The organism is Maribacter litopenaei (assembly GCF_025244665.1).
Taxonomy (GTDB): domain Bacteria; phylum Bacteroidota; class Bacteroidia; order Flavobacteriales; family Flavobacteriaceae; genus Maribacter; species Maribacter litopenaei.
Map to the genome: position 1 here is coordinate 1,902,305 of NZ_CP104205.1, position 14,016 is coordinate 1,916,320.

21 protein-coding genes are annotated in these 14,016 nt (G+C 37.8%); 6 read left to right on the forward strand and 15 right to left on the reverse strand.

From position 1 onward, the window contains the following. Positions 1-61 precede the first annotated feature (61 nt). Positions 62-685, forward strand: coding sequence for a pseudouridine synthase (locus NYZ99_RS10245; protein WP_260575162.1), 624 nt, complete (start codon positions 62-64; stop codon positions 683-685). Here the strand turns inward: NYZ99_RS10245 and NYZ99_RS10250 are convergent. Together NYZ99_RS10250 and NYZ99_RS10255 are read right to left on the reverse strand one after the other, a co-directional pair. Beyond that, positions 647-1,582 carry an EamA family transporter gene (locus NYZ99_RS10250; RefSeq protein ID WP_260575163.1) on the reverse strand — a complete coding sequence of 312 codons (936 nt, stop codon included), beginning with the start codon at positions 1,580-1,582 and terminating at the stop codon, positions 647-649. The two genes, NYZ99_RS10245 and NYZ99_RS10250, sit on opposite strands and share 39 nt — an antisense overlap. A gap of 18 nt (positions 1,583-1,600) precedes the next feature. Continuing rightward, on the reverse strand, positions 1,601-2,059 hold the full coding sequence (locus NYZ99_RS10255) for a cold-shock protein (RefSeq protein WP_260575164.1): 459 nt from the start codon (positions 2,057-2,059) through the stop codon (positions 1,601-1,603). A gap of 788 nt (positions 2,060-2,847) precedes the next feature. Here NYZ99_RS10255 and NYZ99_RS10260 point away from each other — a divergent pair. Beyond that, positions 2,848-2,976 carry a hypothetical protein gene (locus NYZ99_RS10260; RefSeq protein WP_260575165.1) on the forward strand — a complete coding sequence of 43 codons (129 nt, stop codon included), beginning with the start codon at positions 2,848-2,850 and terminating at the stop codon, positions 2,974-2,976. Positions 2,977-3,047: 71 nt separating this feature from the next. Here the strand turns inward: NYZ99_RS10260 and NYZ99_RS10265 are convergent, their stop codons facing one another. Then, positions 3,048-3,839: a hypothetical protein gene (locus tag NYZ99_RS10265; protein WP_260575166.1), complete on the reverse strand. Its 792-nt coding sequence runs from the start codon at positions 3,837-3,839 to the stop codon at positions 3,048-3,050. A gap of 182 nt (positions 3,840-4,021) precedes the next feature. Here NYZ99_RS10265 and NYZ99_RS10270 point away from each other — a divergent pair, with 182 nt between their 5' ends. Continuing rightward, the gene (locus NYZ99_RS10270) at positions 4,022-4,633 is read left to right on the forward strand and encodes a GntR family transcriptional regulator (protein ID WP_260575167.1); all 612 of its coding nucleotides are present in this window, start codon (positions 4,022-4,024) and stop codon (positions 4,631-4,633) included. Between the two features lies 1 nt (position 4,634). Here NYZ99_RS10270 and NYZ99_RS10275 read toward each other — a convergent pair whose 3' ends face one another. Next, positions 4,635-5,237 (reverse strand): hypothetical protein, encoded by a 603-nt coding sequence (locus tag NYZ99_RS10275; RefSeq protein WP_260575168.1) that lies wholly within the window; start codon positions 5,235-5,237, stop codon positions 4,635-4,637. 4 nt (positions 5,238-5,241) lie between these two features. Beyond that, complete coding sequence (locus NYZ99_RS10280) at positions 5,242-5,730, reverse strand: RNA polymerase sigma factor (RefSeq protein WP_260575169.1); 489 nt, start codon at positions 5,728-5,730, stop codon at positions 5,242-5,244. A 142-nt stretch (positions 5,731-5,872) separates the two neighbouring features. Here NYZ99_RS10280 and NYZ99_RS10285 point away from each other — a divergent pair, with 142 nt between their 5' ends. Beyond that, positions 5,873-6,010: a hypothetical protein gene (locus NYZ99_RS10285; protein ID WP_260575170.1), complete on the forward strand. Its 138-nt coding sequence runs from the start codon at positions 5,873-5,875 to the stop codon at positions 6,008-6,010. A 5-nt stretch (positions 6,011-6,015) separates the two neighbouring features. Here NYZ99_RS10285 and NYZ99_RS10290 read toward each other — a convergent pair whose 3' ends face one another. The 5 genes from NYZ99_RS10290 to NYZ99_RS10310 all read right to left on the reverse strand — a co-directional run bounded on the left by NYZ99_RS10290 (position 6,016) and on the right by NYZ99_RS10310 (position 8,740). Continuing rightward, entirely contained in the window at positions 6,016-6,222 is a 207-nt protein-coding gene (locus NYZ99_RS10290; RefSeq protein WP_260575171.1) for a hypothetical protein, read from the reverse strand. After that, on the reverse strand, positions 6,194-6,760 hold the full coding sequence (locus NYZ99_RS10295) for an amidohydrolase family protein (protein ID WP_260575223.1): 567 nt from the start codon (positions 6,758-6,760) through the stop codon (positions 6,194-6,196). Before NYZ99_RS10295 ends, NYZ99_RS10290 begins: the two co-directional genes overlap by 29 nt. 60 nt (positions 6,761-6,820) lie before the next feature. After that, entirely contained in the window at positions 6,821-7,000 is a 180-nt protein-coding gene (locus NYZ99_RS10300; RefSeq protein WP_260575172.1) for a hypothetical protein, read from the reverse strand. Positions 7,001-7,119: 119 nt separating this feature from the next. After that, on the reverse strand, positions 7,120-7,680 hold the full coding sequence (locus NYZ99_RS10305; protein ID WP_420845213.1) for a nucleotidyltransferase family protein: 561 nt from the start codon (positions 7,678-7,680) through the stop codon (positions 7,120-7,122). A 109-nt stretch (positions 7,681-7,789) separates the two neighbouring features. Beyond that, positions 7,790-8,740: an XdhC family protein gene (locus NYZ99_RS10310; RefSeq protein ID WP_338039426.1), complete on the reverse strand. Its 951-nt coding sequence runs from the start codon at positions 8,738-8,740 to the stop codon at positions 7,790-7,792. Positions 8,741-8,913: 173 nt separating this feature from the next. Here NYZ99_RS10310 and NYZ99_RS10315 point away from each other — a divergent pair, with 173 nt between their 5' ends. Beyond that, positions 8,914-10,005, forward strand: coding sequence for a vWA domain-containing protein (locus NYZ99_RS10315; protein ID WP_260575173.1), 1,092 nt, complete (start codon positions 8,914-8,916; stop codon positions 10,003-10,005). Positions 10,006-10,206: 201 nt separating this feature from the next. Continuing rightward, complete coding sequence (locus NYZ99_RS10320; protein WP_260575174.1) at positions 10,207-11,043, forward strand: OmpA/MotB family protein; 837 nt, start codon at positions 10,207-10,209, stop codon at positions 11,041-11,043. Between the two features lie 346 nt (positions 11,044-11,389). On the opposite strand, the gene NYZ99_RS21765 is transcribed toward NYZ99_RS10320, so the two are convergent. From NYZ99_RS21765 to NYZ99_RS10335, 5 genes are read right to left on the reverse strand one after another with little or no spacing between them, the layout of a single operon-like run. Continuing rightward, the gene (locus tag NYZ99_RS21765; RefSeq protein ID WP_338039427.1) at positions 11,390-11,929 is read right to left on the reverse strand and encodes a hypothetical protein; all 540 of its coding nucleotides are present in this window, start codon (positions 11,927-11,929) and stop codon (positions 11,390-11,392) included. Then, complete coding sequence (locus NYZ99_RS21770) at positions 11,913-12,575, reverse strand: M14 family zinc carboxypeptidase (protein WP_338039428.1); 663 nt, start codon at positions 12,573-12,575, stop codon at positions 11,913-11,915. Before NYZ99_RS21770 ends, NYZ99_RS21765 begins: the two co-directional genes overlap by 17 nt. A 6-nt stretch (positions 12,576-12,581) precedes the next feature. Beyond that, positions 12,582-12,857, reverse strand: coding sequence for a hypothetical protein (locus NYZ99_RS21775; protein ID WP_338039429.1), 276 nt, complete (start codon positions 12,855-12,857; stop codon positions 12,582-12,584). Next, positions 12,854-13,507: a peptidoglycan recognition protein family protein gene (locus NYZ99_RS10330; protein ID WP_260575175.1), complete on the reverse strand. Its 654-nt coding sequence runs from the start codon at positions 13,505-13,507 to the stop codon at positions 12,854-12,856. The genes NYZ99_RS21775 and NYZ99_RS10330 overlap by 4 nt, the downstream gene beginning before the upstream one ends. After that, positions 13,504-13,932, reverse strand: a complete 429-nt coding sequence (locus tag NYZ99_RS10335; RefSeq protein ID WP_260575176.1) for a 3D domain-containing protein — start codon at positions 13,930-13,932, stop codon at positions 13,504-13,506. Before NYZ99_RS10335 ends, NYZ99_RS10330 begins: the two co-directional genes overlap by 4 nt. Positions 13,933-14,016 lie beyond the last annotated feature (84 nt).

Below are 14,016 nucleotides of genomic sequence, written 5' to 3' on the forward strand. Positions count from 1 at the left end.
TATTGCCTAATGCTAATCCATGCGATAAAAAGGGTATCTTTCCGACCAATGAATCCTTAAAATGAATCCCGTTTATATGGATATCCATTCCCATTATAAACTATACAAACCCTTTGGGGTGCTAAGTCAATTGACATCGGGTGAGAAAAGGCAATTACAAAAGAAAAGGTTCTTAAGTGAATTATTTGAATTTCCTAAAGGCATCATGCCCATCGGTCGCTTGGATGAAAAATCGGAAGGATTGTTGCTGATGACCACAGATGGAAAATTGGCCAATTGCATTAATAATAGTGGAATTGAAAAAGAATACTGGGTACAACTGGACGGTAGTATTGACCAAACCGCCATTGAAAAATTAGAAGTGGGAGTTACTATCGGAATATTTGGGAAAAGCTACACTACAAAACCTTGTATGGTAGAAAAGTTGGAAGAAGTACCTACCCTACCTGACGCCAATCCAAAATTACGAATCGGACTTCACCGTCCTACTTCATGGATTAAAATAATTCTGACCGAAGGAAAATTTAGACAGATCCGTAAAATGACGGCGGCGGTTGGTTACCCAACGGTTAGATTGGTTAGAGTTCGAGTGGGAACCATATCATTAGAGGGGTTAATGGAAAGTTCAGTAGAGAAAGTGCAGGACTTATCTACCCAACTCTTTGGAGGTGAATCCGGAAAATAATGTAAGTCTTTTCTTTGTGTTGATAAAATAAACTCCTGTAAGCAGTATTAGGGCTGCAATCGCAGATTGAAGGGTTATTTCCTCATTCAAAAAGTACCATCCTAAAATCATAGCGATAACCGGGTTTACATAAGAAGATGTCGCGACTTTCTCCGGAGAAACCACTTTTAGCAAATAATTGAAAGCGGTAAATGCAACGATACTGCCCAAAAGGACCAAAAGGATCATAGACCACTTAACAGGTGTACTCCATTGAATGGGCGAAATCCACTCCTCCCCTATGACAGCACTGATTATAAAAAGTAAAATTCCTCCAGTCACCATTTGATAACCCGTATTAACAAAGTAATTCGGCGGTAAATCCGCCTTACCTACGAACAGACTGCCATAGGCCCAACTAAGCATACAAAAGAAGATAAGAATCATCCCAAGAAAGGCTCCCTCTTGGGAAATAATCTGCTTTTGACTTACCAAAAGATAAATACCTACCATTCCTAAACCAACACCTACCAAAGACATGGGTTGAATACGTTTTCCTTGCAGTACCCTCATAAGAAGCAACACTACAAGTGGTTGAGCCGAAATCTCAAGAGCCGCAAAACCACTATCGACAAATTTTAATGCCCAAACGACCACGCCATTTCCAAATGTCAAAAAGAGAAATCCTGCTATGATGGAATTACCCAACTGTCGTTTTGTAACTACCAATGAGATTTTCAAAAACTTAGCAATTAAAAAGATAAGACTGCCCGCTGTAATGAAGCGAATACCTGCCAACATAAAGGCGGGTAATTCAGTAACCGCAATCTTATTAAGTAAATACGTAGATCCCCAAATGACATAGATGGCAAAAAATGCCAATATAACAAGCACTGTATTTCGTTTTGCCAAGGTCATTCTAAACAAACAAGAATCCTAATTTTTTTTGACCCTCACGGCATTCATGCCCTTCAATCCCTTTTCAAGTTCAAATACCACCTTGTCGTTTTCAATGATTTGATCAATGAGTCCACTGACGTGTACAAAGTACTTCTCATTATTTTCAGAATCAATTATAAAACCAAATCCTTTGGAAGAATCAAAGAAAGAAACCTTACCGCTCCTTACCGGGTCAAATTCCTCTATATCGCTATCTTCCTTTTTTGGTATCCCCAGCACAATATCTTCTGCATCTATTTCCACCTTCATAGTAGGGTCCGGCGGCGTGTCCACCAAATTACCATTAAAATCGACATAAGCAATTGGGATACCGGAAGACCCACTTTCTTTAGCCGCTTGTTTCCGTGCTTCTTTCTTTTTCTGCTTCTCTTCCCTCTTTTTTAATCTCTTTTTTACTTTTTCGGTTTTATTAAAGGTTTGCTGTGATTTTGCCATTCGTAATTTTAAAAGTTCTAATTAATTTTGAATAAAGAAAGAACAGAAGTTCGAGTAGACTTTGAAAATGACATCTCAAGGGCTGAGAGACAGCATCCATTTATGGGTCGGAGCAAGATTCCCTACTTTTCTTTAAACTGACCCAAAGATAACATATGTTTTATAATAATCGTTGGTACAAACATTTAGTTCTTATATGTTCAAATACACCCTAAATTCAGTTTAGCATATTTTTAACATTTTATTTAAGTAATTGATTATCAATACTTAAAAATTTAAATTTTAAGAATATAGTACCTTTTATTACATAGTACTGTAACAAAAATAATCCATCCTCGTCTTCTAGATATAAACACAAAATTAGTATTCATCACCCGATGTTTATCGGGATAAAAAACGAACATCATGAGAACTTTTATTAAACAATCACCGACAGAAGCTAGAAGACATTCATTTTTTAGCAATTTTAGAAACAGTAAAAGGGTGCAATGGGCCGAGGTTAGAAACCATACCCATTAATCCGGAATTCATCAATCAATTATTCATCAATCAATTATTCATCAATCAATTAATCATCAATCATTTCCTGATCAGTATCGGGATAAAAAAAAACGAACAACATGAGAACTTTTATCAAACAATCACCGACAGAAGCTAGAAGACATTCTTTCTTTTCAACTTTTAAGAACAGCAAACGAGTGCAATGGGCCGAGGTAAGGCACCACACACATTAAAATTTAAATATTGACAGTATAACCTCCCAATCAAAGGGATAAAAATTAGGGATTATGAAACAGCATAGAAGATTATCCCCAACTACTGCAAGAAAGTTTGCATTCTTTACCGGAATCCCGGTACAAAGGAAAGTCCGTTGGGTAGCGGCCAAGGAGGTTATAGCCCTGGTCTCGGAAAATTAAGTAAACAAAAAAAGGATAAGACCTCATCAATCTTATCCTTTTTTTAATGCGCCATAGCAATGGCAAATATTTTAGTCTCGCAAGGTAATCTCCTCCTCTACCCCATTTGGATAGGTAACGGTAGCTACATTATCGCAAGTGCTATCACCAAAATCAACATTTACGGTAAGTCCGTTTTTAGAAACCGTCATGTCTCCTGCAGCAATATAACCACATGTTACACTGCTTGTCAACGGCGTATTAACTGTAACGTTATATGTGTTTCCTTCGTAAACGACCGTCCAAGTTCCTGCAATACTAAAAGTGGTTGATTCTGCCGAATCACCAAAGGTTAAGGTAAAGGCTTTCGTTCCGTTATCGGAAATGATGGAACCGTCGGCCATTTCTACAGTTAAATCACTTGTTACTTCAAAAGAAACACTACCGGCATCGGAGTTTGCGCCCAATTGGTAGGATCGGGTACCATTGATCTTAATGTCACCTACGTAAAAATCTACATAACTAGCCGAAAAAGAAGCTTGTTGTTCATCCATATTGTAGGTTACCGTTAAGGTACCATTGATATTTTCCGTGCCGTTCAGTACACAATTATTAAAAGTGGCAACATATCCCGTATCAGTATATTGCGCGCTATAGCATTCGTTGCTCATTGTTTTGGCCGTTGAACCGTCATTATTATAAAGTTCAAATAGGGCAACATCGATTCCTCCTGTGATTTCGTCCGTCTCCAAAACAGCTTTTAAATCAGCTTGTGAAAGTACAATGTCATCGTTGTTGTCGGCATCCTCGCTACAGCTATATGCCACGATTAACATGGTGGCCAATAGACTAAAATTTTTAAACGTGTTTTTCAAAATTTTCATGTATCTATAATTGTGGGTTACAGCCATAAAAACGTGTATCCTAACTAATTATTATGGTCTATAAGGGCAAGTAGGGTGTATTTCAACGAATAATTAATCGACCAAATACAATATCAGTTCTAGTAAATCAGTTTAAATCATATACGATATACTATATTTGAGAAATGATCCAAAAAATTAATTTGCGGGATCAGGTCAGGGATTACCTTCTTTCCGAAATGAAACAGGGGAAGTTAAAAATAGGTAAAACCATCAATCCGGCTGCACTTTCAAGGGAATTGGAAGTAAGTGTTACCCCAATACGAGAGGCACTTACCCAATTGCAACAATCCCATATCATTAAGGCCGTACCCAATAGGGGATTTATTATTGCCGAACTCGATGTAAAGGAAGCTGAGGACCTCTACGGGCTCGTAGCAAGTTTAGAAGTAATGGCCATCGAAAACTCTGAATTCGATGAAAATCAGATCCTTGCTCTTAAAAAGCAACAGGATGTTTTTGAAAATGCCCAAGACGCCATAAGCCGTATACAGGCAGATTTGGAATTTCATCATCTACTGACCAAAGGTTATGAGAACGATTTGGCTTTAAAAATCCTACAAGACCTACGAACCCGAATTTTCTTTTACGAACGTGCCTTTACCGCTGATGATTCCTTTTACAATAAATCGGATAATCAACACGATGCTATTATCTCTGCCATTGAAGAAGATAATGTCCCTACGGCCTCGCTCCTATTGAAGATGAACTGGATGTTAATCCTAAATTATATTCAAAAGAAATTGACAGAGTAATTTAAGATTCCAAATCTCTTAAAACATCTTCAGCTGAATTTGTAATTTTCTTATAGCTTCTATAACCCCATCGAGTAAAGAAAAACATTAAAACAAGCGCAACAAAAAGTGCAACGCCTTGCAATGGTTTAAAATTTGAAAGAAAAATATTCTTGTTGGAAATTATTTTAGTAAATACGGGAACCACTAAAAACAAAAGCAAGTAACTTAAATAGATACCTATTTGTTGTAGTCTTAAAAGCTTATTTTTTTCCTTTATGTAAATCAACAAATTTTCCTTGTATGACCCATTAAGAATATCAAGATTTTGAATTTTTTTCAAGGATTTTAGTACAAAGGTTGGAAGAACGATTAAAAATCCTATGGTCAATACACCACTAGTTTGGAGATACCAAGTATCCAATTTTTCAAAGCTGAAGAAAATCATCCCGGCCATTATGTAACATATAATTGCTCCAACTGTTTCAAAGCTCCTAAGTGTGCTAAATTTCTTTTGAAATCTATCCTGAGTCATTTTTAAAATTATTTCGTTTGTTAGTCTTTTCTGCTTTTCCAATTCCTGGCTCATGGCTATCCAACTAGCCTGTAATTCTTCTAGTTCCATTTGCTTATGCTTTAGTCATATTTTCTCTCAGTTTCTGTTTGATACGGGAAATTCTTGTACCTACGTTGGAAGGTTTTAATCCCGTGATTTCCGAAATTTCCTGATAGGATTTACCTTCTAAAAGCAATAGCATGATACCTCTTTCCAAAGTATTCAAATCGTATATCTGTTGATGCAGTAACCGCATTCGTTCTTCAAAGACCTCGTCTTTAACATCGGAAATTTGTATCTGAGAATCCGTGATTGATTCGGAAGTGGGAGTACGTTTCACCTTTTTTAAATGGATAATGGCGGTGTTCATGGCCACCCGATACATCCAAGTACTTATTTTGGATTCATTTCGAAAACTATCAAAGTACTTCCAAAGCTGATATACTATATCCTGAAACAAATCCTCACGATCCGGTTCGTTGTTCGTATAGATGGCGCTAACCTTATAAAGTAGTCCTTGATGTTCTCTTATGATATCCGCAAATTCCTCCTTATTACTCATTCGAGCACTTATTCATTTACCAATAGGTATGCAATGTGTCAAAAAAATCACATAAAAAGACAAAAAACATTTTTGGGATGGATTTAATTTGCTGGTATACAACAAATAAAGTGCCCTATCGTTTAATTAAAAAAACCGATGCATGCAGTATTTGAACAAAGAAATTGAGGCATTGACCAAACGAAAGAAGTCGGCCTCCTTGGTAAAAAAAGAAATTTCCTGTGGGGTCTTCCAAGATGTGGAAAAACTTCCTCAAAAGGATAATGAAGTCAACCCGTAGAACCCTTATTCGAACAAAGTCCTGTCCAAACCTGGAATAAGGTTCAGTGCATTTTCATAATATACTTTTTTGAGTACTTCGTCCGGCAGGTTTAGACCATACATAGACCAAAATGCATGGTATTTCTTATAATAGGGAAAGTATTCGTCATTACTTTCCAATACTCTAAAGTAGGTAGGGAATTCATCTCGGATTCCAACTATCTTTCCCAAATAAAATTCGATCCTGATATTTAATAAAGAAAGCCCGTGCATTTTGCGGTTGTCGGCCTAATTCCGCAATTACAGCCGAGATACCTACATTCATGTTTGGCATTTCATCCAACAGTTCACCTAGTTTTCCCAAATTATTGGCGTGCCAACCCATGTGGGCATTAATGAATTTGGTCTCGGGATGTTTCTTGAACACATTGTGCTGTTCCTCTATGATTTGTTCCCAAGGTGCGGGATCCGTATCATTTCGCTTTCTTCGAGGGTGGGTTTTTAATTCAAGCCAACGTTCATTATCGCTGTCCATATCGTCCCAAAAAGATTTTGGATCCGCCGCATGAATCAATACGGGGACTCCCATCTCACCACATTTGGCCCAAATGGGGTCCAATCGCGGATCGTCAATGGCCAATCTGTTCCCTGAAGCATCTTTATATCGAAGCCCCGAGACTTTTAAAAATTTTGAGTCCTTTTGCTCCGTTCTTGATATCTTGTTCCAATTGTGCCGCGGCCTTTTTACCCCAATCATCACCATCAACACCCTCAAAGTCAACATTGGCAAATACCACGAACCTATTGGGGTAACTTTTTGAAATATTCGCTACTTTTTCCTTAAGACTCTCCCCGAACCACCGCTGAGGTTCACCATAATTCCCTCATTCAAGGTTTCCATATCCTCTAGAAGACTACCTAATTTTTCAACCGACATATCCCTTTGATGGCTATGAACATCGACAAACCTATATTTTGCCTGTTTGATCTCGTCGTCTCGGAACCACAAGGGTCGAGGTTGGATTATACTCTTCAAAGCTCATTTCCTGTCCAAAAATATATTGAGGCAGGGCACTTAAAAAAATCGCAATTGGAACTAGTCTGCAAAGTGTATTCATGAAATTCTTGTTAAGAGTTATGGTTTTCATTATAAATTTTCTCATATGCTGATGGGGTATCAATATCTGCTAAAAGGCCGTAAGCATCCAAACTCAACATTGCGGTACTTTTTTTCCTTAGTATTTCCTTAGCACCGTAATCAGAATTCAAGCCTAAAAGCTCCTTGTAAATGCTTGGTCCAAATACTGCTGGGACTCCTATTCTTTTGCCATAATTGCTAGCAACGACATCCACTTTATTTGTTTTAAAATTATCCAAGAGATCCATTAAGTATTCCTCGGTTACCAAAGGTTGGTCGGCTAGGCAAATTAGGATTCCCTTAGGTAAGGGATTTGATTTTAGTATTGATGCAACACCTACGGCTATACTGTTGCCCAATCCATTTTGCCAAGTAGGGTTTTCGATTATATCTACCATACCTTCATTAATCTCCAATCGACTCTTTATTTTTTCAATATTGGCACCCAAAACCATCTTAATTTTTTGTGGCTGAATGTTCTTGACAACATTAACTATATGTTGCAGCAAAAATGTTCCTTTCCAAGGCAACAACTGCTTTATACCCCTCATTCGACTAGATTGTCCGGCTGCCAATATAAGAACCGCTATGTCTTGGGATGTTGTCAATTATGGATTCCTTCTTTCTTATCTTTTAACATGATAGGCTCCTGCTTTCGTATTACCGCCGAATCTCTGAAAGTATGGCGATGGCAATCTCCTCAGGGGCTTCAGCTCCAATATTGATTCCGGCAGGACCATGAATCTTGTCAAAAAAATCATAATCCTCATCAGGAAAAAGCTCAATATATTCATTAAATAATTTTTCCCGCCTTTTGGATGGCCCCAACAACCCAAAGTACATAGGATTACAATCCTTTACGGCCTGTAAATACTTTAAATCCTTTACATAACTATGTGTCATCAAGACAAGAGCAGTTTGGTCATCAATTTTATCAACAGGCAAATCTTGCGGTTCTACGCTCCACAGTTCGTCAATTCCCGGAAAATCTGCAATGGTCTTTCCTTCTGCGGGAACCACACTTACGGATACTTCCCATCCCATTTCCAAAGCAATCCTGGAAAGTTTTACCGCATCATGTTCACCTCCAACAATGGCCAATTTGTAACATGGCTTCAGTGTCTGCTCGTAGATAAGATTTTGATTTGCATTCAGTTTGGTATTCAGTCCCATCGATTTTCCATTGAAAATAAATAGTGATCCAATATTTGGATGCTCCCCATATTCCTTTACATAATGGGAAGCGATTTTAAAAGAGGTCCTGGCTTTTATGGATTGGTCAAAGCCCTCCAAAAGTGCATTGTCAGGTTGAAACGGTTCAATTAATATATAGAGGATGCCTTCACAACCCAATCTAAACCTGCCATCATAGGTCATCATTTTTGGTACGTTAGTTTTAAAAACGCTCGCTGCCTGAAAGAGTACTTCCTTCTCAACACACCCGCCACTCACTGCACCAACCATGGTTCCGTCTTCACAAATCAACATACGAACACCCGGCCGTCTATAGGAAGAACCATCCAAATGGACCACACTGGCCAAAACAGTTTTAAGACCTTTGCTTTGTAAAACCTTATACTCGTAAAATATTTTTTTTAGTTCGTGCGTCATCTTATGCAATACATTGATGTAATTTTGCCGACTGAATACCGAAAATTACCCATTCCAATGAGTTTTTTAAAGGGCGGGTACTTTCTTTAACATTCTTTAACATAATATTTTTAATTACCTATAATTTCCATGCAGAAACAGCGTTCTGCTTGATGAACTCAAAATGTATGACTATGAATTTGTTCCTAAGAACCTTTGGTTTTTTCTTTGCGATTTCCCTATTTATTTCCTGTGGCAATGCCGATGATGATGTAGACCTTAACCTGAATTTAGGTGGTGGTCTTGGTAAAGGCGTACCTGTAGATGATTGTTTGGGTTTGGATGAAGGCGAATTGGTGTTATCAATCCAAGATCAATATACCACCCTCCCGGGAAAGGTTTCTATATTTTTTAGGGTATCAGATACCAATGGAAATCCTGTCCCTGGTTTAACGGCAGACCAATTTACTATTTACGAACAAGGAAGGAACGATGATTGTTTCAATACTATCTCAACCTCGGAATCCTTTGCGCGCATATCCCCAAACTCACAAATATTCTCAAACAATGCCATTTTGGTGCTTGACTTGAGTAATAGTGTTTTAGAAAGTAGTTTGCAGGAACTTAAAATGGCCAGTGCCAGTTTTGTGGAAAATGTAATGCCCAATACAGAAACAGATTCCTTTAAAATGGCCATTTACTGGTTTGATGGTGAGAACGAACTTCATTTATTGAATGAGCTCACCTCTTCTAAAGATCAATTGATTGCCTCTATTAATGGAATTACGGACAACATTAGTTCCGACCCTTCTACAGATCTATACGGGGCCGTTATAAAATCTACGGATATCGCAACGGACATCATCAATAAAACAACAACAGGTGATAAAATTGGAGCTGCTTCAGTAGTAATATTTACCGATGGTACAGACCAGGCCTCGCGTTATACGGAAGAAGCCGCTTTGAAAAAAGTGAACGATGCAAATTCCAATATTTCCTTCTTTAGTATTGGTCTTGGTAGTGAAATCGATACTCAAGTGCTTATGGACATAGGTAAGACATCTAGTGTTTTTGCAAGCAACAAAGATGAACTAGAGGATACTTTTAATGAAATATCTGAAAAAGTTTCAGAGCGGGCAAACAGCTTCTATTTATTCGAATATTGCAGCCCGAAGCGTGATGGAAGTGGAGAAAACAACTTGGCTATCGAAGTAAATACGGGCACAAGACAAGGAGCGGTTCAGACGAAATTCAACGCCACAGGATTCACCGGTGGTTGTGAGTAAAATTTATACCGATTGATTTTAAAAGAGGCTTTTATGGCCTCTTTTTTTGTTTCTTCGAACAGAACTAAATTACTTTCAATCAAATACTTACAACAATAATCATTGGGCTAAAACTGATTTTTCCATGAAGGTAAAACATCCATTTTTGGAATTTTCCCGTACATGTAAGTGAAAAGATTATTAACTAAACACACTCTTAGAATGAAAAAATTATCAATTATCGGAGTAGCGTCCATAGTACTTTTATCTTCATGCGTATCAAAAAAGAAATACGTGGCTTTAGAGGACAACTTAGCACAAACTCAAAGTAGACTTACCAAAACTCAGGTCGAAAAAGAGGAGTTGGAAACTAAAATGGCCAAAATTGAGGCCCGTGTAGAAGAGTACAATTCTAAAATAAACTCCCTAAAAGAAATAAACGATAGCCAATATACAACTGTTGATGATGTAGCAGTTATGAGCAACAATACCAAAGCAAATATGAGAAAGACTTTGGAAAATGTTGATCCAGCAAAACTTGCCGAAGCAAAAACACTACAGGATTCCATGAATCTGGCCGTTTCCTATAAATTAAAGCAGTCCATTGCCGACGAAAACGAGGATGTAGACGTTAGTATCGATAAAACTGTAGTTATGATAAACATTTCAGATGAATTGTTGTTCAACACTGCAGGATATAGGGTTAGTAACAAAGCCGACAACGTTCTTAAAAAATTGGCCGATGTCATTAATTCAGAACCTAGTATGGAAGTAATGGTAGAAGGTCACACGGATTCTAGAACCATCAACACCGCTCTGTTCGAGGACAATTGGGACTTGAGCGTGAAAAGAGCCACTTCAATTGTTCGTGAACTACAGAACAAATATGATGTTGATCCTACCCAATTGATCGCTGCCGGTAGAAGTAGCTACCTTCCTTTGGTAGAAAATGACAGCAAGGAAAATATGGCTAAAAATAGAAGGACTAAAATTGTTATCCTTCCAAATTTGGACAAATTCTTCGCGTTGATGAATACAGATACTGCCAGTATGGACTAGAGTAATAAAAATAATACTTGAAAGGGTGGCAATTGCCACCCTTTTTTTATTTCATGAAAATTGGTAGGGTTTTGTGGTGGCAGATAATTGTTTATATATTATAATAACCCCAAAGAATTCAAAACTTAAACATCCTAAAGGCTATGCAAATGTTTAATCTTAAAAATAAAAGTCATGGATGTACTCAAAGAAATCTATTGGAAAAGTGCCTTAGGCATTTTGCCCAACCCAGTTAAAAGTTTGGTTTTACTGATATTCTCATGCATAGTAGCGACGTTGTTCACAATGCTATATCTCTTATTGAAACATGGGCACTATTTAAATGTTCAATTTGGTTACTAAGCTATTATCTAAAAATCATGGCATTTGGAATATTGATGTCATCAGAATCCAGGTTGATAAGAAAACCATTAATGACCGCATAGGCATATTTGCCGTCTTTCCTCAGAAAAAATGTGGGATTGATTCCTGGCTGTAGCCTTAATTCAGTAGCCTTAAAATTCTCACCCACCAAATGCAAGGGTATCGGTGAATTCAATAATTTCATTGGGATATCGGAAACTTTAAGGTAACCATAGCCTTCAGATAACAACATTTTAGGATCTAACTCTTTTACCTCATCCAGATTCCTAACTACCTTAGGATATATTTTAGCTGGCACAATTTCATAATCCTTGGCGTTTAAGGTCTCATATCCATAATAGGTGGATAAATCCCCTTGATCCCAAATTCTACTGCTATACCAAAAATCATTGTAGTTCTCATAATCCACCTCTACTTGATTGATTCCCAAATCCAAAATATAGGAGTCACCCATAAGGTTATAGGTCGCTCCAATGATTTTCAGGTCAAAGAGCATCCTATTGTTTTCACGGTATTTTTTCATATTCTACTATATCAATTTCCTTGAAATTTTCATTAGCAATGGTGTAAATGGCCGAAAGTATGGAGACATAGTTCAATTTTCTGATTTCCTGCTTTTCAGGATCGTTCGGGTATCCACCAGATTCTATCAATATGGTGCTCGTGCCCCATTTTTGGATATTATCTCCAAAAGCCCTTGGTTCAAAATCATCGTTGTATCTTCCAACTTGTCCAGGCGCATATTTTTGAAGGATATTGTTCATAAAAACTATGATTTTCATGGCATTTCCTCGAACATCATTGATGTCTTTTTCATAGTTAAAAGCTGGTGCCAAATAGGAAATGGTGGCGGGTTTATCAGTTCTTTCCGCGTTGTAATAAGTACTTTGGTCATGTAGATTGAATCCGAAATCGGCTTCCAAGCTATCCCTTACCCTTTTCAAGGTCTGCCCCTCAGGAGATTGTAAACGTAGGGCATCCCTATTTATATCGATTCCCAAAAGGTTACGACGTTGAAAGAGTTCTGCCCCATCCGGATTAAGCATGGGAAGAAAATGAATGGTTAAATTGGACAGCATAGCCTCCTTTTCTTCTGAAAAGTCCGGACTATTGAAAAAATTTAAAATATCAAAAATAGCCTGCGTTGCGGTGGGCTCGTCCCCATGCATTTGGGACTATAGAAAAACATCGGTATCGCCATTACCGATACTTACCAAAGAAAGCGATTTTCCTCCGATGGAAGATCCTACTTTTTTTACTTTGAATTTTGGATTGTTCTTATATCGATTTAATAAAGGTTGAATATCGATATGCTTTATTCTTCTTTCTCCTAGTGTTGGTTCCTTATATTTTTCATAAGTCTCATACAATTGGTTGGTTATATCCTGAGCGTTGGTGTGAAAAATGGTTAGGAAAATGGAGAAAATAAGTAAGAATGGAAATTTGTTCATTTAGGTAAGGGTTTAAAGTTTAGCTCCTTTACAGCGTTTCTGACTTTGTTCATGAAATCCGTACCCGGATCTGTTTTTTGGGTTCTATATCCTTCGTCCTGCTCCAGCCATAAGGGATGATTTTCAAATTTGGTGTATTCATAATGCCCTATCAAATAATCAATATTATATTTTTCCGCTAAATAACGAACCAGCCAAATATTCGATTTTAATTGTGCTTTGGTCAATGGTTGACCCGTGTCCCCACCTACATTCTCCACACCAATGGCACAGTGGTTCAATCCTATCACATGTCTAGCCATAGTGGTTTCGGGCATCAATCTATAAATAGTGCCGTCCCTATCCACCATGAATTGGGAAGATACATTTAAGGACCCCGCCGCATTTATGTCGGGCCTAGAATTTGGCAAGGTAGCAGGGTCGAATGCTTTAAATGACTCCTCAAAAGTTGGTATAACGGTCCAATGAAGTACGATCATTTTTGGAACAATTTCCGGGGAGTCCTTTTTCAATCCATATCTATCCGATAAATATTCCAAAGTCAATATTTTACGGTTCTCGTCAAAGGTAATAGGTTTATCGACTATGGTACTTGTAACCCCGCAGGAGGTTAGAAATAATAAAAGGGCAAATGATTGTATTACCTTCATTTTTGAATTTCTCTTAAAGAGTCCTGTTCCTTTTTGACCGCATATTGTATTTCAACCTTTCTCCTGCCCCACTCTTTGGCCTTCTGCCGGTCTTCTCCCATGTAAATATCGATTCTATTGCGCCATCTGGGATGCATTTTGTCCTTAACGATATAGATTCCATCAAAAGTATCGATTTTCACCAAGGTATTATGCCTCAACCCTTTTCTTATGAGGTCCCTAGAAACGGCAATCCACTTAAGCCCAGGTTTTATGGAATCTCCCCAAGCTGTTATCTCCGGATGTTCGTAAGACGTCTGCCCAGGGAAGGAATTGTATGCCGTGGCCGTAACGGTCATGGGTATCCAATCATAGTTATCTTCCTTGACCCGATCGCTACAGCTTATGAAAGAAAAAGACATCAATATCCAGAGCAGTCGATACATGATATTTTAATAACGACTTGAATATAATAATTATCCTATTTGTTTTTTAACTGGTGCTGTTCATAAATGTATTTTTTGATACTT

Excerpts from the sequence above, each read along its gene's own strand:
- NYZ99_RS10245 (WP_260575162.1), top strand. The coding sequence starts at position 62 with ATGAATCCCGTTTATATGGATATCCATTCCCATTATAAACTATACAAA.
- NYZ99_RS10250 (WP_260575163.1), bottom strand. The coding sequence starts at position 1,582 with ATGACCTTGGCAAAACGAAATACAGTGCTTGTTATATTGGCATTTTTT.
- NYZ99_RS10255 (WP_260575164.1), bottom strand. The coding sequence starts at position 2,059 with ATGGCAAAATCACAGCAAACCTTTAATAAAACCGAAAAAGTAAAAAAG.
- NYZ99_RS10260 (WP_260575165.1), top strand. The coding sequence starts at position 2,848 with ATGAAACAGCATAGAAGATTATCCCCAACTACTGCAAGAAAGTTTGCA.
- NYZ99_RS10265 (WP_260575166.1), bottom strand. The coding sequence starts at position 3,839 with ATGAAAATTTTGAAAAACACGTTTAAAAATTTTAGTCTATTGGCCACC.
- NYZ99_RS10275 (WP_260575168.1), bottom strand. The coding sequence starts at position 5,237 with ATGGAACTAGAAGAATTACAGGCTAGTTGGATAGCCATGAGCCAGGAA.
- NYZ99_RS10280 (WP_260575169.1), bottom strand. The coding sequence starts at position 5,730 with ATGAGTAATAAGGAGGAATTTGCGGATATCATAAGAGAACATCAAGGA.
- NYZ99_RS10285 (WP_260575170.1), top strand. The coding sequence starts at position 5,873 with ATGCAGTATTTGAACAAAGAAATTGAGGCATTGACCAAACGAAAGAAG.
- NYZ99_RS10305 (WP_420845213.1), bottom strand. The coding sequence starts at position 7,680 with ATGAGGGGTATAAAGCAGTTGTTGCCTTGGAAAGGAACATTTTTGCTG.
- NYZ99_RS10310 (WP_338039426.1), bottom strand. The coding sequence starts at position 8,740 with ATGACGCACGAACTAAAAAAAATATTTTACGAGTATAAGGTTTTACAA.
- NYZ99_RS10315 (WP_260575173.1), top strand. The coding sequence starts at position 8,914 with ATGAATTTGTTCCTAAGAACCTTTGGTTTTTTCTTTGCGATTTCCCTA.
- NYZ99_RS10320 (WP_260575174.1), top strand. The coding sequence starts at position 10,207 with ATGAAAAAATTATCAATTATCGGAGTAGCGTCCATAGTACTTTTATCT.
- NYZ99_RS21765 (WP_338039427.1), bottom strand. The coding sequence starts at position 11,929 with ATGAAAAAATACCGTGAAAACAATAGGATGCTCTTTGACCTGAAAATC.
- NYZ99_RS21770 (WP_338039428.1), bottom strand. The coding sequence starts at position 12,575 with ATGCATGGGGACGAGCCCACCGCAACGCAGGCTATTTTTGATATTTTA.
- NYZ99_RS21775 (WP_338039429.1), bottom strand. The coding sequence starts at position 12,857 with ATGAACAAATTTCCATTCTTACTTATTTTCTCCATTTTCCTAACCATT.
- NYZ99_RS10330 (WP_260575175.1), bottom strand. The coding sequence starts at position 13,507 with ATGAAGGTAATACAATCATTTGCCCTTTTATTATTTCTAACCTCCTGC.
- NYZ99_RS10335 (WP_260575176.1), bottom strand. The coding sequence starts at position 13,932 with ATGTATCGACTGCTCTGGATATTGATGTCTTTTTCTTTCATAAGCTGT.